Source organism: Methylomonas fluvii (genome assembly GCF_014850975.1).
Taxonomy (GTDB): domain Bacteria; phylum Pseudomonadota; class Gammaproteobacteria; order Methylococcales; family Methylomonadaceae; genus Methylomonas; species Methylomonas fluvii.
The window spans coordinates 1,190,364-1,205,400 of the sequence record NZ_JACXST010000001.1 but is presented as its reverse complement, the minus strand read 5'-3'; the positions used below and the strand labels follow the sequence as shown (position 1 = coordinate 1,205,400).

15 protein-coding genes are annotated in these 15,037 nt (G+C 51.0%); all 15 read right to left on the bottom strand.

Annotated features, from left to right (window positions below):
• Nucleotides 1–14 precede the first annotated feature (14 nt).
• The 15 genes from EBB_RS05750 to fliQ all read right to left on the bottom strand — a co-directional run bounded on the left by EBB_RS05750 (nucleotide 15) and on the right by fliQ (nucleotide 15,035).
• A complete protein-coding gene (locus EBB_RS05750) occupies nucleotides 15–746 on the bottom strand; it encodes a chemotaxis protein CheW (protein ID WP_192392842.1) in 732 nt (243 codons plus the stop codon).
• Nucleotides 743–1,546, bottom strand: coding sequence for a ParA family protein (locus tag EBB_RS05745; RefSeq protein WP_192392841.1), 804 nt, complete (start codon nucleotides 1,544–1,546; stop codon nucleotides 743–745). The genes EBB_RS05750 and EBB_RS05745 overlap by 4 nt, the downstream gene beginning before the upstream one ends.
• On the bottom strand, nucleotides 1,543–2,424 hold the full coding sequence (motD, locus tag EBB_RS05740; protein WP_192392840.1) for a flagellar motor protein MotD: 882 nt from the start codon (nucleotides 2,422–2,424) through the stop codon (nucleotides 1,543–1,545). The genes EBB_RS05745 and motD overlap by 4 nt, the downstream gene beginning before the upstream one ends.
• Nucleotides 2,425–2,434: 10 nt before the next feature.
• A complete protein-coding gene (locus EBB_RS05735; protein ID WP_229427541.1) occupies nucleotides 2,435–3,064 on the bottom strand; it encodes a flagellar motor protein in 630 nt (209 codons plus the stop codon).
• Between the two features lie 115 nt (nucleotides 3,065–3,179).
• Nucleotides 3,180–4,274: a protein-glutamate methylesterase/protein-glutamine glutaminase gene (locus EBB_RS05730; protein WP_192392839.1), complete on the bottom strand. Its 1,095-nt coding sequence runs from the start codon at nucleotides 4,272–4,274 to the stop codon at nucleotides 3,180–3,182.
• A 9-nt stretch (nucleotides 4,275–4,283) separates the two neighbouring features.
• Nucleotides 4,284–6,488, bottom strand: coding sequence for a chemotaxis protein CheA (locus EBB_RS05725; protein ID WP_192392838.1), 2,205 nt, complete (start codon nucleotides 6,486–6,488; stop codon nucleotides 4,284–4,286).
• 10 nt (nucleotides 6,489–6,498) lie between these two features.
• On the bottom strand, nucleotides 6,499–7,221 hold the full coding sequence (locus EBB_RS05720; protein ID WP_192392837.1) for a protein phosphatase CheZ: 723 nt from the start codon (nucleotides 7,219–7,221) through the stop codon (nucleotides 6,499–6,501).
• A gap of 17 nt (nucleotides 7,222–7,238) precedes the next feature.
• The gene (locus EBB_RS05715) at nucleotides 7,239–7,613 is read right to left on the bottom strand and encodes a chemotaxis response regulator CheY (RefSeq protein WP_033193930.1); all 375 of its coding nucleotides are present in this window, start codon (nucleotides 7,611–7,613) and stop codon (nucleotides 7,239–7,241) included.
• 99 nt (nucleotides 7,614–7,712) lie between these two features.
• Entirely contained in the window at nucleotides 7,713–8,459 is a 747-nt protein-coding gene (locus tag EBB_RS05710; protein WP_225587252.1) for an RNA polymerase sigma factor FliA, read from the bottom strand.
• Nucleotides 8,456–9,289 (bottom strand): MinD/ParA family protein, encoded by an 834-nt coding sequence (locus EBB_RS05705; protein ID WP_223146802.1) that lies wholly within the window; start codon nucleotides 9,287–9,289, stop codon nucleotides 8,456–8,458. Before EBB_RS05705 ends, EBB_RS05710 begins: the two co-directional genes overlap by 4 nt.
• A gap of 31 nt (nucleotides 9,290–9,320) precedes the next feature.
• The gene (gene flhF / locus EBB_RS05700) at nucleotides 9,321–10,721 is read right to left on the bottom strand and encodes a flagellar biosynthesis GTPase FlhF (RefSeq protein WP_192392836.1); all 1,401 of its coding nucleotides are present in this window, start codon (nucleotides 10,719–10,721) and stop codon (nucleotides 9,321–9,323) included.
• 15 nt (nucleotides 10,722–10,736) lie between these two features.
• Nucleotides 10,737–12,842 carry a flagellar biosynthesis protein FlhA gene (gene flhA / locus EBB_RS05695; protein ID WP_192392835.1) on the bottom strand — a complete coding sequence of 702 codons (2,106 nt, stop codon included), beginning with the start codon at nucleotides 12,840–12,842 and terminating at the stop codon, nucleotides 10,737–10,739.
• Nucleotides 12,843–12,861: 19 nt separating this feature from the next.
• Nucleotides 12,862–13,989: a flagellar biosynthesis protein FlhB gene (gene flhB / locus EBB_RS05690; RefSeq protein WP_192392834.1), complete on the bottom strand. Its 1,128-nt coding sequence runs from the start codon at nucleotides 13,987–13,989 to the stop codon at nucleotides 12,862–12,864.
• The gene (gene fliR, locus EBB_RS05685; protein WP_192392833.1) at nucleotides 13,990–14,766 is read right to left on the bottom strand and encodes a flagellar biosynthetic protein FliR; all 777 of its coding nucleotides are present in this window, start codon (nucleotides 14,764–14,766) and stop codon (nucleotides 13,990–13,992) included.
• Nucleotides 14,763–15,035 (bottom strand): flagellar biosynthesis protein FliQ, encoded by a 273-nt coding sequence (fliQ, locus tag EBB_RS05680; protein ID WP_020483676.1) that lies wholly within the window; start codon nucleotides 15,033–15,035, stop codon nucleotides 14,763–14,765. Before fliQ ends, fliR begins: the two co-directional genes overlap by 4 nt.
• Nucleotides 15,036–15,037: the final 2 nt, after the last annotated feature.

Here is a 15,037-nt window from a genome sequence, read left to right as displayed (position 1 = left end):
TATCCAGATGCTGTTTAACTATTTTTTCTGTGCGGTACCAACTGTTTAACGTCGATAATCGCTGTCAACTCGTCTATTACCGTGCCGATTAACCATGGTTTTTTTTGTCTGGCCGTTCGCCATCTGACCCCATCGGGTTTCACTTTGCCGATGGAGAGAATTTCATCACACACCAAACCCCATTTTTTATCCTGGGTTATTAAAATGCGCTCGAACGGATATTCTTCACTATCAGGCTGCAAGCCTCGGCTTTTGCCGAAAATCAACTGACGAGTATCAAGCACGCCGATACGGCTATCATGCTCGTCCAGCAAACCCAAGAACCAAGAGGGTTGTCCGGGAATTTTCGTGGGTTTGCGGTCGATTTTTATCGTTCTCGACAACTCGATCAGCGGCGTTGCCAATATCAGCTTATCAACCTTAAAAAACAAAGCCTGAAACTCGTACTGCGACCAATCCGGCATTATAGACAGTGCCTGTAGTTTAGCCGGGATTTCCGGCTCTACAAGCTTGGGTTGTCTGGCCCTGACCAGTGCTTTAGCGCTTGCTTTTGGAGTGCTGACCACGACTGGAACGGGATTCGGCAACTTGACAGGCTCCTCAACGACAAGCTGTTCCAGCGCTATCGCCGGTTTTACGCTAATAGTTTCCTCGGCCTCGGGCACCTCATCCAACAGTGTCTGCAAGTAAACATCAAGCGCTAACTGTTGATGAACGATACTGGGAGGTGGTTTTGCCTGAGTCATTTATGTGGCGCCAAGTTTTTGTCTGGACTCTTATCAAGCAATAACAGTTCCAACAATTCGGCATAGGCTTCGGCCGCACGCGCGCTTTTGTCATATAGAGGCAACGGGATACCCGACTGACTGGCATCCCGCACTTTAGTATCCACCGGCACGACCGAACTCCAGGCATTGTCAGGGTACTGCTGATGTAAGGCCGCTAAGCTGTCGCGAGCCGCCTTGGTGCGTTTGTCGAACATGGTCGGCACGATAGTGAATTTAGGCGGCGTTTTCCGGGAATGAAAAACCATTTTTATGGTATGCACCATTCGATCCAGGCCTTTTAAGGCCAGGAATTCGGCTAAAACCGGAATAATTAAATGATCGCAGGCCGCCAGCGCATTGATCATCAATACTCCCAACATCGGCGGACTATCGATGATCACGTAATCGTATTGGTCTGCCACTTTGTTTAATGCGGTAGCAACTACCAAGCCCATGCCGCCGATTGCGGCAACCTGCCTATCCAAAGTGGCGATAGCCGTCGACGCGGGCAAGACATCAATACCGTCAAAGTCGGTTTTGGCGATATAGACCTGGGGATCGATGTTTTTCTTTTTCTCGCTGGCGTCGAGAAATAAATTGTAAACGCCTAACTCGATCTCGTCCGGGTTCATCTTGAAATAGCTAGTCAGCGAACCGTGCGGGTCCAAATCGACCAACAAAGTCCGAAACCCCCAGGATGACAACAAGCCACCCAGCGTCACCACGGTAGTCGTTTTACCGACGCCGCCTTTTTGATTGGAAACTGACCATATTTTCATAACTGAGCCGGCGTTTCCGGCGTCTTTTCAACTGCGGTTTCAGGTGGCAAGCTGGGCTGCGACGGCGCCAAATTCAACACTTTCGCGCGTTCGTCATCAGTCATGCCGTAACGAGCGAAGGCTTGCGACATCAGCACCAATACAACTCGCCGATTCTTAAAGCGCCCTTCTTCGTCTTTGTTATCGGCGATCGGATGGAATTCTCCATAGCCCACCGCCGATAATCGTGTCGCCGGAATATTGTTTTTTACCAATTCTTTGACCACGCTGGTCGCCCTGGCCGAGGATAAGTCCCAATTAGACGGATAAAAGCCGGTAGAAATCGGCACGTTATCCGTGTAGCCCTCCACGTTTATCACATTAGGTACATCTCTTATCACTTGCGCGACTTTTTCCAGCACCGGGATAGCCTTAGTCGACAGCTCGGCTTTACCGCTGGCAAACAGCAATTCGCTGTTCATTTCCAATTCCACCCAGAAATCGTGCTTTTTAATGCCGACGAGCTTGCTTTCGACATAAGGCTGCAAAGCACCTTGAAACTGCTCGGAGACTTCGCTAAGCCGCTGCTTTTCCTGCAAAATCTCCTCGCTTAACTCACGCTCCTCGGCCGTAGCCAGATTAGGCAGCTCGATGGGCTGGATCGTGGTAGGAATCACACCGATCTGAATCGGCTCGGCTTCTTTTTGAATCTTCTCGTTATGGAACAGTGCCTGGTCCAGCGATTCGGAGAAAGTTTCGTATTTACCCTTATTAACCGAGGAAATCGAATACATCACCACAAAAAAGGCAAATAGCAAGGTTACAAAATCCGCGTAAGACACCATCCAGCGATCATGATTATCGGCCTGTTGCAATGGTCTACGTCTGCGCCGACTCATAACGCCTCCCTTATTTTTCCAATAAAAAACCGGACAATTTCAATTCGATATTTCGCGGGTTTTCTCCCTCGGCTATCGACGAAATGCCTTCTATCACCATTTCCCTGGCTTGCGATGCTTCGAAAATCAGACTCTTCAGCTTATTGGCTATAGGAATAAACAATAGATTGGCTAAGCCGACACCGTAAATAGTCGCCACGAAGGCTGTCGCGATGCCGCTACCCAACAACTCCGGCTTGGCTAGGTTCTGCATCACATGAATCAAGCCTATTACCGCGCCGATAATACCGATCGTCGGCGCATACCCACCCATCGCCTCGAAAACCCTGGCCGCCTGGGTGTCCAAATGCTCCTTTGTCGTTAGCTCAACCTCAAGGCAATCCCGTATCACCTCCGGCTCGTTACCATCGACCAACAACTGCAAACCTTTTTTGGCAAAACTGTCTTTTTCGGTTTCGATAACGGATTCCAACCCCAGCAAGCCTTCCTTACGGGCCAGAGAGCTCCAGCGCACAATCTTGTCGATTTGCTTTTTAAGTTGTAAATTTTGCGGCACAAAAATCCAACTCAAAATACGTAAACTGCGCAGAAATACCTTGGGTGGAAATTGCAGTAGCGTGGCGCCCAGCGTACCACCCACCACAATAATAAAGGCATGAAAATTGATCAGGGACCCGAGTTCTCCTCCCCCATTAGGTTACCGCCGATAATCGCGGCAAAGCCTATCAACACACCCAAAATACTGAGAATATCCATCAATGTAATTTTTTAAATTGGTTGGCAATCTCTTCCAGAGAATAAATATGATCCGCCAGACCAGCTTCTGCGATGGCTTTCGGCATGCCGTAGATAGTACTTGTCGCCTCGTCCTGCGCCCAGATTTGCGCGCCGCGCTGCCTTAATTTCATAGCACCAGCCTTGCCGTCAGCCCCCATGCCCGTCAACACCACTGCCAACACATGCCCGGCGAACACATCGGCAAGCGAGTCAAAAGTAATATCGACGCAGGGACTATAAATTTCCCCGCTTTGCTTGGCCCTCAACACAATCCGCCGCTCACCGGCTACTTGCTTAACTTGCATCTGCATTGCACCTGGCCCCAACAATGCGGTACCCGGCTGTAATACGTCACCATCCCGCGCTTCCCTGACACTAATACTGCAAAGCAAATTCAAGCGTTCGGCAAAACTTTTGGTGAAATTAGGCGGCATGTGTTGCACCAGCAATATGGGTATCGAACACTCAGCCGGAATTTTGCTCAGCACATATTGCATGGCGACCGGCCCGCCGGTCGAGGCGGCAACCACCAAAAGCTCGATTTTGCCGCTAGTTGCAGTCTTGGGCCACGCAGACACAGCGCGTATCGGCTTAACTATGGGGATTTCGGGGGTTGAGCTCTGATGTTCTTCTAGGCCCGCGCGCGGCATAGGTCGCGGGGAAGACATTCTAGTAGCCTGAGAAGCCACCATCCTCACCCGATACCTCAGCAAGTAGCGGGCCGTTTCACGATTAGCATCAATGTCTTCCAACTGCTTGGGCAAAAAGTCGATAGCGCCGGCGTTTAACGCATCCAGAGTGGCTTGGGCGCCGACTTGCGTCATTGCCGAAAACATCAGAATCGGACAGGGCCGAGTGCCCATGATTTTTTTGACTGCCGTGATACCATCCATGATCGGCATCTCCACGTCCATGGTTATAACATCCGGTTGCAGACTTGCCGCAAGCTCTATGGCTTCGCGACCGTCGTGAGCGACGCCTATCACTTTAAACTCTTGATCCTCTTCTAAAATTTCCCGAATTCTTTTACAGATAAAACTGGAGTCGTCGACGATCAGCACCCGAATGGTCATATTGCCGCGTCACATCGCATACTTCTTCATCAGACCAGGTACATCGAGTATCAGCGCTATCTTGCCGTCACCGGTAATGGTTGCTCCCGCCAGTCCTTCCAATCCATGTAACTTGGCGCCAAGGGCTTTAATCACCACTTCTTCTTGTCCGATCAGTTGATCGACCACAAAACCAATGTGCCTACCGCCCGCATTCACCACCACCACGTGATTGGTGGGTTGTGTTTCACCGGCGTAATAGGAGCCTCTCACCAGCCATTCGCTTAAATAAAACAGTGGTAAGGCTTTATTTCTGACCATTACCACCAATTGACCATCTACCTTATTGGTTTTACTCAAATCCAGATCGAGTATTTCCAGGACGCTGGCCAAAGGCAACGCGAAAGCCTGTCCGCGCAGCTTCACCATAAGGGTCGGCATGATAGCCAAAGTCAACGGCACCTTGATGAGAATGGTGCTGCCCTTGCCTTCCACCGAATCGATTTCCACCACGCCGTTCATTTGCGCGATACGCGTCTTCACTACATCCATACCGACACCACGACCGGATACGTCGGAAATTTCGGTTTTGGTGGAAAAGCCGGGCAGAAAAATCAGGTTGTAACATTCCTTATCGTCAAGACGGGCGGCGCTTTCTTCATCCATCAAGCCTTTTTCCACTACTTTGGCGCGTAGTATGTCGGGGTTCATACCCTTGCCGTCGTCTTTGATGGACAACTGGATATGATCACCCTCCTGGGAGGCTTTCAATATCACCACTCCTTCCCGAGGTTTGCCGTTGGCTTCGCGCTCATCCGGTGATTCGATACCGTGATCTACCGCGTTTCTGACCAAATGCACCAAAGGATCCGCCAGGGCCTCGACCAAATTTTTGTCGAGATCGGTTTCTTCACCCACCAACTCCAGCCTGATTTCTTTTTTCAGACTTCTAGCCAAATCGCGTACCACACGCGGAAAACGCCCAAAGACTTTTTTGATTGGCTGCATCCGGGTTTTCATGACCGCCAATTGCAAATCGGCGGTCACCACGTCCAAATTGGATATCGCTTTGGACAACTGCTCACCGGCTTCGGCATTGGCTTTAAGCGTCTGGAAACGGTTACGCACCAGAACCAGCTCGCCGACCATGTTCATAATATCGTCCAAAATCTGGGTATCTACCCTGACGGTGGTATCGGCTTGCGGTGTTGCGGCTTTACTCTTGTCGGAAACCGAATCAACTACCGGCGCTACTTTGCCTAAGCTATTTTCCGGTTCCACATCGACGGACGGTTTCGCGACCGGCTCAGGTTTAGCCGCCACGAATGGTTTCTCGACAGGCAACTCTACATTTTTAATTGGCACCTCTTTTTCACCCGCAGCCGGCTCATCAATCTTGCCCAAATTGGCAGCATCGAACTTACCTTTGCCGTGCAAAGCATCAAGGACCTTATCGAACTCCTCATCGGTAATATCGCCCGAATCACTGGTGGGCACAGACGGCTCGGTTTTTACCGAAAACTTGCCTTTGCCATGCAATTCGTCGAGCAGATTTTCAAACTCGTCTTCACTGATTTCGTCATCCGCCGCAGATGGTGCCGATTGCGGCGCTATGTGTACCGTAGGAGCCCCCCCTTTACCATGCAAAGCATCCAGCAAATCCTCAAATTCCTGTTCGGTAATCTCGTCGGCATCCTCGGTCGCGGATTCGCTGGCTAGTAATTCCTCTGGGTCGAGCATTGCGTCATAATCTTGCGCCGCAGATTCTTGGGGGGATAGTTGATGAGACTCCGGCGCTTGATTGAATGAGACCGTTTCTACAGCAACCTCAGCAGGAGCAGCTTCGGCCGGCCCCGCGTAAGCTTTCAAGCGTTTCAAAAGACCTTGATCGGCCGATTTTGGCGTATTGCCTGAACGGACTTGCCCGAACATCTCGTTGACGATGTCCACAACTTGCAAAATCACGTCCATCAAATCCGGCGTGACTTGGCGGTCCCCCTGCCTGAGTACGTTAAAAACGTCTTCGGCGTTATGACAAACATCGACCAAAGCGCTAATAGCCAGAAAACCGGCGCCACCTTTTATCGTGTGGAACCCACGAAATATCGAGTTGAGAAGATCAAGATCGCCAGGTGATTGCTCCAGCTCCACCAGCTGTTCACCCAATGAATCGAGAATCTCTCCAGCCTCGACCAGAAAGTCCTGCAATATTTCGTCGTCCAGATCGATCGCCATGTTGTTTTCCTCAGAAACCTAGACTAGACAGTAAATCATCAACATCAACCTGACTGGTGGCGACATCGCCGGCTCTGTCATCTACTCCGGGTACAACCGGTCCGGGCACTTCGGGCTGCAACGCTGCCCCGCTGCTTGGAGTAATTTTGCGACTGGAAATTTTGATCAGATTAACCATACTGCCTTCAAGGTCCTGCACCAAATCGATAACCCGGCGGATAATCTGCCCGGTAATATCTTGAAACCCTTGAGCCATCAATATGTCGCTTAACCCCGCCTGGATTTTCTCCAGCGACACTTGCGACTGCTCAAAATACTGACTGAGGTCGGCGCTCATGGCCTTAAACTCGTCGAACGGCATTTCCCGATCCAAAAAGCGATTCCATTGCGCCGACAATTGTTTAACCTGCCCGTTTAGCTCATCGGATACCGGCATTAACTCTTCAACGGCGGTTAGCGTCTGATCTGCGGCTTGTTCCGTCATCGCGATCACATAATGCAGACGCTCCTTGGCGTCCGGAATATCGTGCTCAGCCATGGCCGCTATTTTAGAATCGACGGAAAAACTAACCATGGTGTCGTGCAATTGGCGAGTTAGGCGGCCAATTTCTTTAAACAATTGTGTTTCTCTTAATCCGGCTACTTGATCGAGAATTTCGTCGGCAGCCGCTTCGTCGCACTTTTCTAATGCTGCGACCAAATCTCGGGCCAAACTCAGCAGGTCAGTATTCATCTTAATCTCCCTGTGCTTCAGCCGTCGATGCGTTCAAAAATCTTTTCGATTTTCTCTTTGAGCGTAGCAGCAGTAAAAGGCTTGATGACATACCCATTTACACCGGCCTGCGCAGCCATAATGATTTGCTCGCGCTTGGCTTCGGCTGTGACCATCAACACCGGCAGGTTGGCCAAACTGGGAGTAGACCTAACGGCCTTCAACAAATCTATACCGGTCATGCCGGGCATATTCCAATCGGTGATCAAAAAATCGATACCGCCTTTTTCCAGAATAGGCAGTGCCGTTTTACCGTCGTCCGCTTCCACGGTGTTGGTAAAACCCAGATCTTTCAACAGGTTTTTTACTATTCTCCGCATTGTCGAAAAGTCATCGACAACCAGAATACGCATATTTTTATCCAAGGATAATCTCCACCCAGATTACTTTATTGTTAAGAAACCGCTAATTTGTGACCAATAATTGCGAAAAATTCCTGCAATAACCACACATTAGCTGCACTTTTCATTATCTTTCCCTTCCACCCAATCCGCAAGTCTAGCGCGTAAGCGCAACATCGCCTGACTACAAATTTGGCTAACCCGCGATTCGCTGACATCGAGCACTTTGCCTATCTCACGCAAATTCAGCTCTTCGTCGTAATAGAGCGATATAACCAAGCGCTCCCGCTCCGGTAATTCCGAGATGGCCTTGGCCAGGGCTTTTTGAAAATTCTGCTGGATCAGCACATCTTCCGGCTGCTGATTGCCGTGTACATCGTCAATGACGCTGTCTTCGCCTTGCACCAATTCTTCGACGCTAAAGGTTTTGCAAGACACCGCATCCTGCAAAATATGGTGATATTCATTCAGGCCTATGCCCATATGCCCGGCTACTTCGGTATCCTTGGCGTCCCGCCCCAGCTGATTCTCAACCTCGCGTATCGCCTCCGCCACCATTCGGGCTTTCTTATGCACCGAGCGCGGCGTCCAATCCGAACGACGCAATTCGTCTAGCATAGCCCCGCGAATCCGGATACCGGCGTAAGTATCGAAGCTGGCCCCTTGACCGGCATCATAATGTTTCAGCGCTTCCAGCAAACCCAGCATGCCGGATTGAATCAAATCATCCAGCTGCACGGTGTCGGGCAGCCGGCCCATCAAGTGGTAGGCAATGCGTTTTACGAGCGGCGCATGTTGAATGACTAAGGCATCAACATTTCCAGCCTGCACGGCAGCATACATTGCCGCTCCACTCATGCAACATCCTCTTTCGCGCTGTACTGAATCATCCGTTCGACAAAAAACTCCAGGTAGCCGCCGGCTTTAGGCTTGATAGGCCAGCTGTCGATTTTTCGAGCCAAATTCTTGATGGCCAGCGCCGCCTTACTTTGCGGGAATGCTTCCACCACCGGCGTTTGCTTTTGCACCGACTTTTTCAAATATTCGTCCTGCGGTACCGCGCCGACAAACTGCAAGGCCACATCCAAATAGCGGTCCGTCACTTTACTCAGCTTATTGAACAAGGCCTGTCCATGCTCTGCTGACTGCACCATATTCGTAATGATGTGGAAGCTATTGAGCCCGTAATCTCTATTCAACAGCTTGATATAAGCATAAGCATCGGCCAACGAGGTGGGTTCGTCACAAACCACCACGATGATTTCCTGGCAGGCGCGAGCAAAATTCACCACACTTGCCGAAATACCGGCTGCGGTATCGACGATTAACACGTCCAATTCTCGGTCGATTTCGCTAAAAGCCCTTATCACGCCGGCTTGCTCGATACTCGACAAATCGGACATCCGCTGAATACCTGACGACGCCGGAATGATTTTCAGCCCGGAGGGCCCGGTCATCATGATGTCTTTCAAACTTTTTTCGCCGCTCAATACATGCGACAAATTGAATTCGGGAAACATGCCCAGCAAAATATCGACATTAGCCAAGCCCATATCGGCGTCGAGTATCGCCACCCGCCGACCCATTTTGGACAGCGCTACGCCAATATTCACGGAAAGATTGGTTTTGCCAACCCCACCCTTGCCACTTGTTACCGCGATTACTCGCACCGGTTTCATATGTCTCATTTGTCTAATTCCAGCTGCCTGATCGAATGACTTATGCATGGCTTTCCGCCAGCCAGTCTTCAACATTCACGTCGTCGCCATGGTCTTGATCGACACTTTCCATACACTGTTGAATCAAAGCATCAGCATCGGGTAAGTAAATATCTTCCGGAACCTGCTGACCGTCAGTGATAAATGACAATGGCATGCGCCGCTCGATAATCGCCGACAACGCGGTGCCTTTGCTAACTGCCTCATCAAACTTGGTTAGTATAGTCGCTTGTGGTTCGAGTAACCGGAACGCGTCCATAATTTCCAGTATTGCCTTGTATTGAGTGGTTGCGGACATCACCAAATATGAGCGTATAGGCAAATCGCCGTGTTGCAAGGTTTTCAATTGTTCGACCAAGCGCATGTCGCGTTGGCTCATACCGGCGGTGTCTATCAAGATCAGGCGCTTGTCGGAAAAACTATTGATATGCCGACGCAATTCTTCCGCATCACCCGCGACTCTGACCGGCACATCCAGGATTCTGCCGTAAGTGTTGATTTGCTCGTGAGCACCAATCCGATAATTGTCAGTGGTGATCAACGCAATCTGCCGGGAGCCGTGTTTTAAAATAAACTGCGCGGCCAGCTTGGCGACTGTCGTGGTTTTACCCACGCCGGTCGAACCAACCAATGCGGCGATACCGCCTTGATCCAGCAAGTTGTCATCGGCTATCGGCACCAGTCTGGCCAACATTTCCTGGGCTTTACCGATGGCCAAATCAAATTGTTTGTGACTACCTAGCCGATTGGCTATCTTGCCCGCCAGATTTTTCGAGAAGCCGCACTCCAGCATCCGGTCGCGCAAATCGTCGTGTAAAGGTAGTCCGTGTTGCGGCATTTGCATGACGATATTCGATAGCTTGCTATCCAACATGGTCCGCAGCTCTTTCATTTCCGCACGCATTTCGTCGATGAATTTATCGCCATTGTGCGCTTGAACCGGACGCGGCTCGGTTAACGGTTTTAATTTTGGATCGGCATTCGCCCACGCTGGTTTTTCGACTTGGCGAACTTTTTCGGAGATTTTCTGCGCGTTGTTATGGCCAACCTGGAGTTTTTCGGCATAACCCACGTATTGATCCAGGTTGCGACGAATCGGATTTTCCGGGATGCTGCCTTCCGCGCCGCGTTTTCTGGTGCTGCTTAAAACATGCAGCGATTTCTTTTCCACTTCGAGATCAGGCAAATCGACTTTTTTAACTTCATTAGGCGGCGATTTTTCATCTTCGCGTTGCTTGAGATTTTTATGAATGACCTGCTCGTCAAAGTCGCGGGCCGCCACGATTTCCACGCCGCCATCCACCGAACGGTTGGACATAATCACTGCATCGGCGCCCAATTCTTCTTTGACCATGCGCATGGCCTGCCGTATGTCTGCTGCAAAAAAGCGTTTAATTTTCATCGCGCAACCTCTGTTTTATTGTCCTCGCTGTCCCACTGTGGAAACCACCCTGATCTGACGATCTTGCGGGATTTCATTATAGGCCAGCACATGTAAGCCGGATATCGAATGACGAACGAAGCGAGCCAACCAGGGGCGGATATAAGAAGACACCAACAACACTGCGGTCTGTCCTTCCATTTCCATCCTCTGCGCACTTTCCTCCAGGGATTTATGCATCTGCTCGGCTAGACCCGGTTCTAAACCGGCACCACCTTCGCCCGCCGCCTGCAATGACCTATGCAATATCTGTTCCAATCCTGGATCAAGGGTAATAACCGGGATTTCCGTCTGTACACCATTGATTTCATGGACAATTGAGCGCCCCAAGGCTGCCCGTACCGCGGAGGTCAAGATGTCCGGATCTTGACTCTTCACCCCGTACTCCGCCAAAGTTTCGGCGATGGTTCGTAAATCGCGAATCGAAACCCGCTCTTGCAGGAGATTTTGCAGAACCTTGACCAAAATACCCAAGGGTAAGGTTTTCGGTACCAGATCCTCGACCAACTTCGGCGCCACTTTGGACAAATTATCCAGCAACTGCTGCGCCTCCTCGTACCCAAACAATTCGTGTGCATTGCTTTGCAGAATATGGCTGAGATGCGTGGCCACCACGGTGCTGGGATCGACGACCGTGTAGCCCAGAGTTTGCGCCTGATCTTTTTGATTGGCATCGATCCAGATCGCATCCAAGCCAAACGCAGGATCCTTACAAGGTGTGCCTTGCAAAGTGCCGAACACCCGACCGGGATTAATCGCCATTTCTTTCTCGGGCATAATATTGGCTTCGCCGACGCTCACCCCCATCAAGGAAATCCGGTATTCGGTGGGCGACAAATCCAGATTGTCCCGAATATGTACGGAGGGAATTAGAAAGCCCAGCTCCTGAGATAACTTCTTGCGCACCCCCTTGATGCGCATCATCAGTTGCCCGCCCTGATTCCTATCCACCAACGGTATCAGGCGATACCCCACCTCCAGACCTATCGCATCGACCGGCATCACATCGTCCCAGCCCAATTCCTTGATCTCGGTCTTGGCTAGTTGCTGCGGCGAAACGATACGCTCCATTTCCAGGGCTTTTTCTTCCTCCAACTTGCGGCGTCTGTCGATCAAATAGGCGCCACCGACCAATGTCAGCGCTAACAGGATGAACACCAGATTCGGCATGCCAGGAATGATACCCAGGATACCCATCACCGCCGCAGTCACCAGCAAGGTACGGGGATCTTCGAACAGCTGTGAACTCAACTGCTTGCCGATGTCCTGCTTGCTGCCACGAACCCGCGTCACCACCATCGCAGCGGCCACCGACAACAGCAACGATGGAATCTGCGCCACCAAACCGTCACCGATGGTAAGCAACACATAAATATTGGCGGCGTCGGCAAAGCTCATGCCGTGCTGACCCACGCCTATGGCTAAACCGCCTATCATATTCACGAACAAAATGATGATGCCGGCTACCGCATCGCCGCGTACGAATTTACTGGCACCATCCATCGAACCGTAAAAATCGGCTTCGGCAGCCACTTCTTCGCGGCGTGCGCGCGCTTCGTCCTGATTGATCAAGCCGGAATTCAAATCGGCGTCGATAGCCATCTGCTTGCCCGGCATCGCATCCAAGGTAAAACGGGCGCTCACTTCCGCGACCCGTCCGGCACCCTTGGTCACCACCATAAAATTGATGACCACCAAAATCGCAAACACGACGATACCCACCGCAAAATTACCGCCGATGACGAATGAACCGAAGGCTTCTATCACTTTGCCGGCGGCATCCCCGCCCTCATGCCCGCGAATCAACACCACCCGGGTGGAAGCCACGTTCAAGGACAGCCGCAACAAGGTCGCGACCAGAATAACGGTAGGAAATGAGGCAAACTCCAGCGGCTTGAGGGTGTATATCACCACCAGCAAGATGATCAGCGAGAATGCGATATTGAAGGTAAAAAACAGATCCAGCACAAACGGCGGTAGCGGCAGAATCAACAACGCCAGCAACATCACAATCAATAGTGGCGCGCCCAAACCCAAGCCGGTCAGCGCCTTAAGTGCGTTGAGTATTTTCGTAAAATCCATAATTCAGCTTGATACCGGGCTATTGCTTAAAGTCGTCGGGTACTTGCACGTCGGTGGGCGGAACCGGTTTGTTCCAGCCATATTGCGTCGAAGCCCGTAATTGAAAAACGTAGGCCAATACTTGGGCGACGGCCAAGAATAAGCCGCGCGGTATTTCCTGATTCAGGTCGGTTGAATAATACAAAGCTCTGGCCAGCGAAGGCGCTGCGACCAAGGGCACTTGCGAGGCCATTGCCAGCTGGCGGATCTGCGCGGCAACCAAATCGGTCCCTTTGGCAACCAGCAAAGGTGCGCCATTGCCGCTCTGATCGTATTTTAAGGCTACCGCGAAATGGGTAGGATTGGTGACGATGACGTCGGCACTAGGCACAGCATCCATCATCCGCCGTTGCGCGGCCTCCATCTGCATGCGGCGGATTTTGCCTTTAACTTCCGGATTACCCTCTTGATCCTTGGCTTCATCGCGAACCTCCTGCTTGGTCATTTTCAATTGGCGCTGGTGATTCCACAATTGATAGGGCGCATCCAGCATTACCAACAGCAAAAAGGTAGCGCTCAGAATCACTAAACAGAAGGAAATAATATCGCCGACATGATGGATGGCTTGATCGAGGGGCAAGCGGCTCAAGCCCATGAAATCGTCGAAGTACAGTTTGAATAAATTCCAGGAGACAATCGCAACCAGTATGGTTTTGATGATGGCCTTGACCAGTTCGACCAAACCCTGAATTCCGATGATTTTTTTTATCCCAGTCAGCGGATTCAGCTTGGAAAACTTTATTTCGAAGGCTTCGCTGGTAAAATTCCAACCACCCAACATCATCGCCGCCGCCAAATCGGCAACCACCAATACCACCAAAAACGGCAGAATTACCCACAAACCTTCGGCAAACGCCGCCTTCAGATAAATCAACGGGGTCGCCGGATCGAACACAGCCTCCCGCGACAACTGCAAGGGATGCTTCATCATCTCCAGCATGCTGCGCCACATGCCTTGCCCGAAATAGAAAAACAGCGCCGAACTGGTAATCAACGTTATAAAAGTGTTGAGTTCTTTGGAACGGGGAACCTGACCTTTTTTACGCGAATCGGCAAGTCGCTTGCCGGTGGGGTCTTCGGTTTTATCTTGACCGGAATCTTCTGCCATTTATTGCAACCTCAACAATGCACCGACCAGCGCGAAGCCGTTGTGCAGCATATCGCTAAAGCCTTCCAGCATGGTCGGCAGGCCAATCCAGATTAAGCCCATACCCAGCATGATGGTGATCGGGAAGCCGACACCGAATATCTGTAACTGCGGCGCCGCTTTTGACGCCACGCCGAAACTGATGTTGACGAATAACAAGGTCGCCATCACCGGCATGGCCAGTAGCAGGCCGTCAGCAAATATCAGACTGCTCCAACTGATTACTCGCCACAAATCGCTCTTATCCATACCGATACTGCCGACCGGCAAAGTATGGAAGCTTTGCGCCAGCATCTCGATCAGCAATAAATGCCCATCTACCGCTAGAAACAGCAAGCTGCCGCTAATCACAAATAATTGGGCAATCACCGGCACCTGCACACCCGTTGCCGGATCGACCATAGAGGCAAAGCCCAGGCCCATGCTGTAAGCGATAGTCTGTCCGGCAAACAACATAATCGAAAACACCATTTGCAGGATGAAGCCCGTGGTCAGGCCCAAAGCGACCTGCTGTATCGTCACCATAAACCCTTGGTAGCCAAACATCTCAATATCCGGCATTGCTGGCAAGGTTGGCATAATGACCCAGGTAATCAACAGGCTAGTGATTAATCTTACTTTGGCCGGCACCGCTTTGACGCTAAAAACCGGCACGGTGATGAACATGGAACTGATGCGAAAGAATGGCCAGACAAACGAAGCAAGATACCTCAGTAGCTCGTCTTCGCCGAAGTTCATCCTATTAGCGTAGGAATATCGCGCATCAGATCTTGGAAATAATCGATGAGCATTTGCAACATGCCGGGGCCGGCTATCATCAACACGGCGATAATAGTTGCCAATTTAGGGATAAAGGTCAGAGTCTGTTCTTGAATCGAAGTCGCCGCCTGGAACATTGACACCAGCAAACCCACAACCAAGGAGGCAATCAGAATGGGCCCCATTAATTTCAGGGAAATCAATACGGTGTCCTGGGCAATTGCCGAGATGGTTTCCGGTGTCATCATCG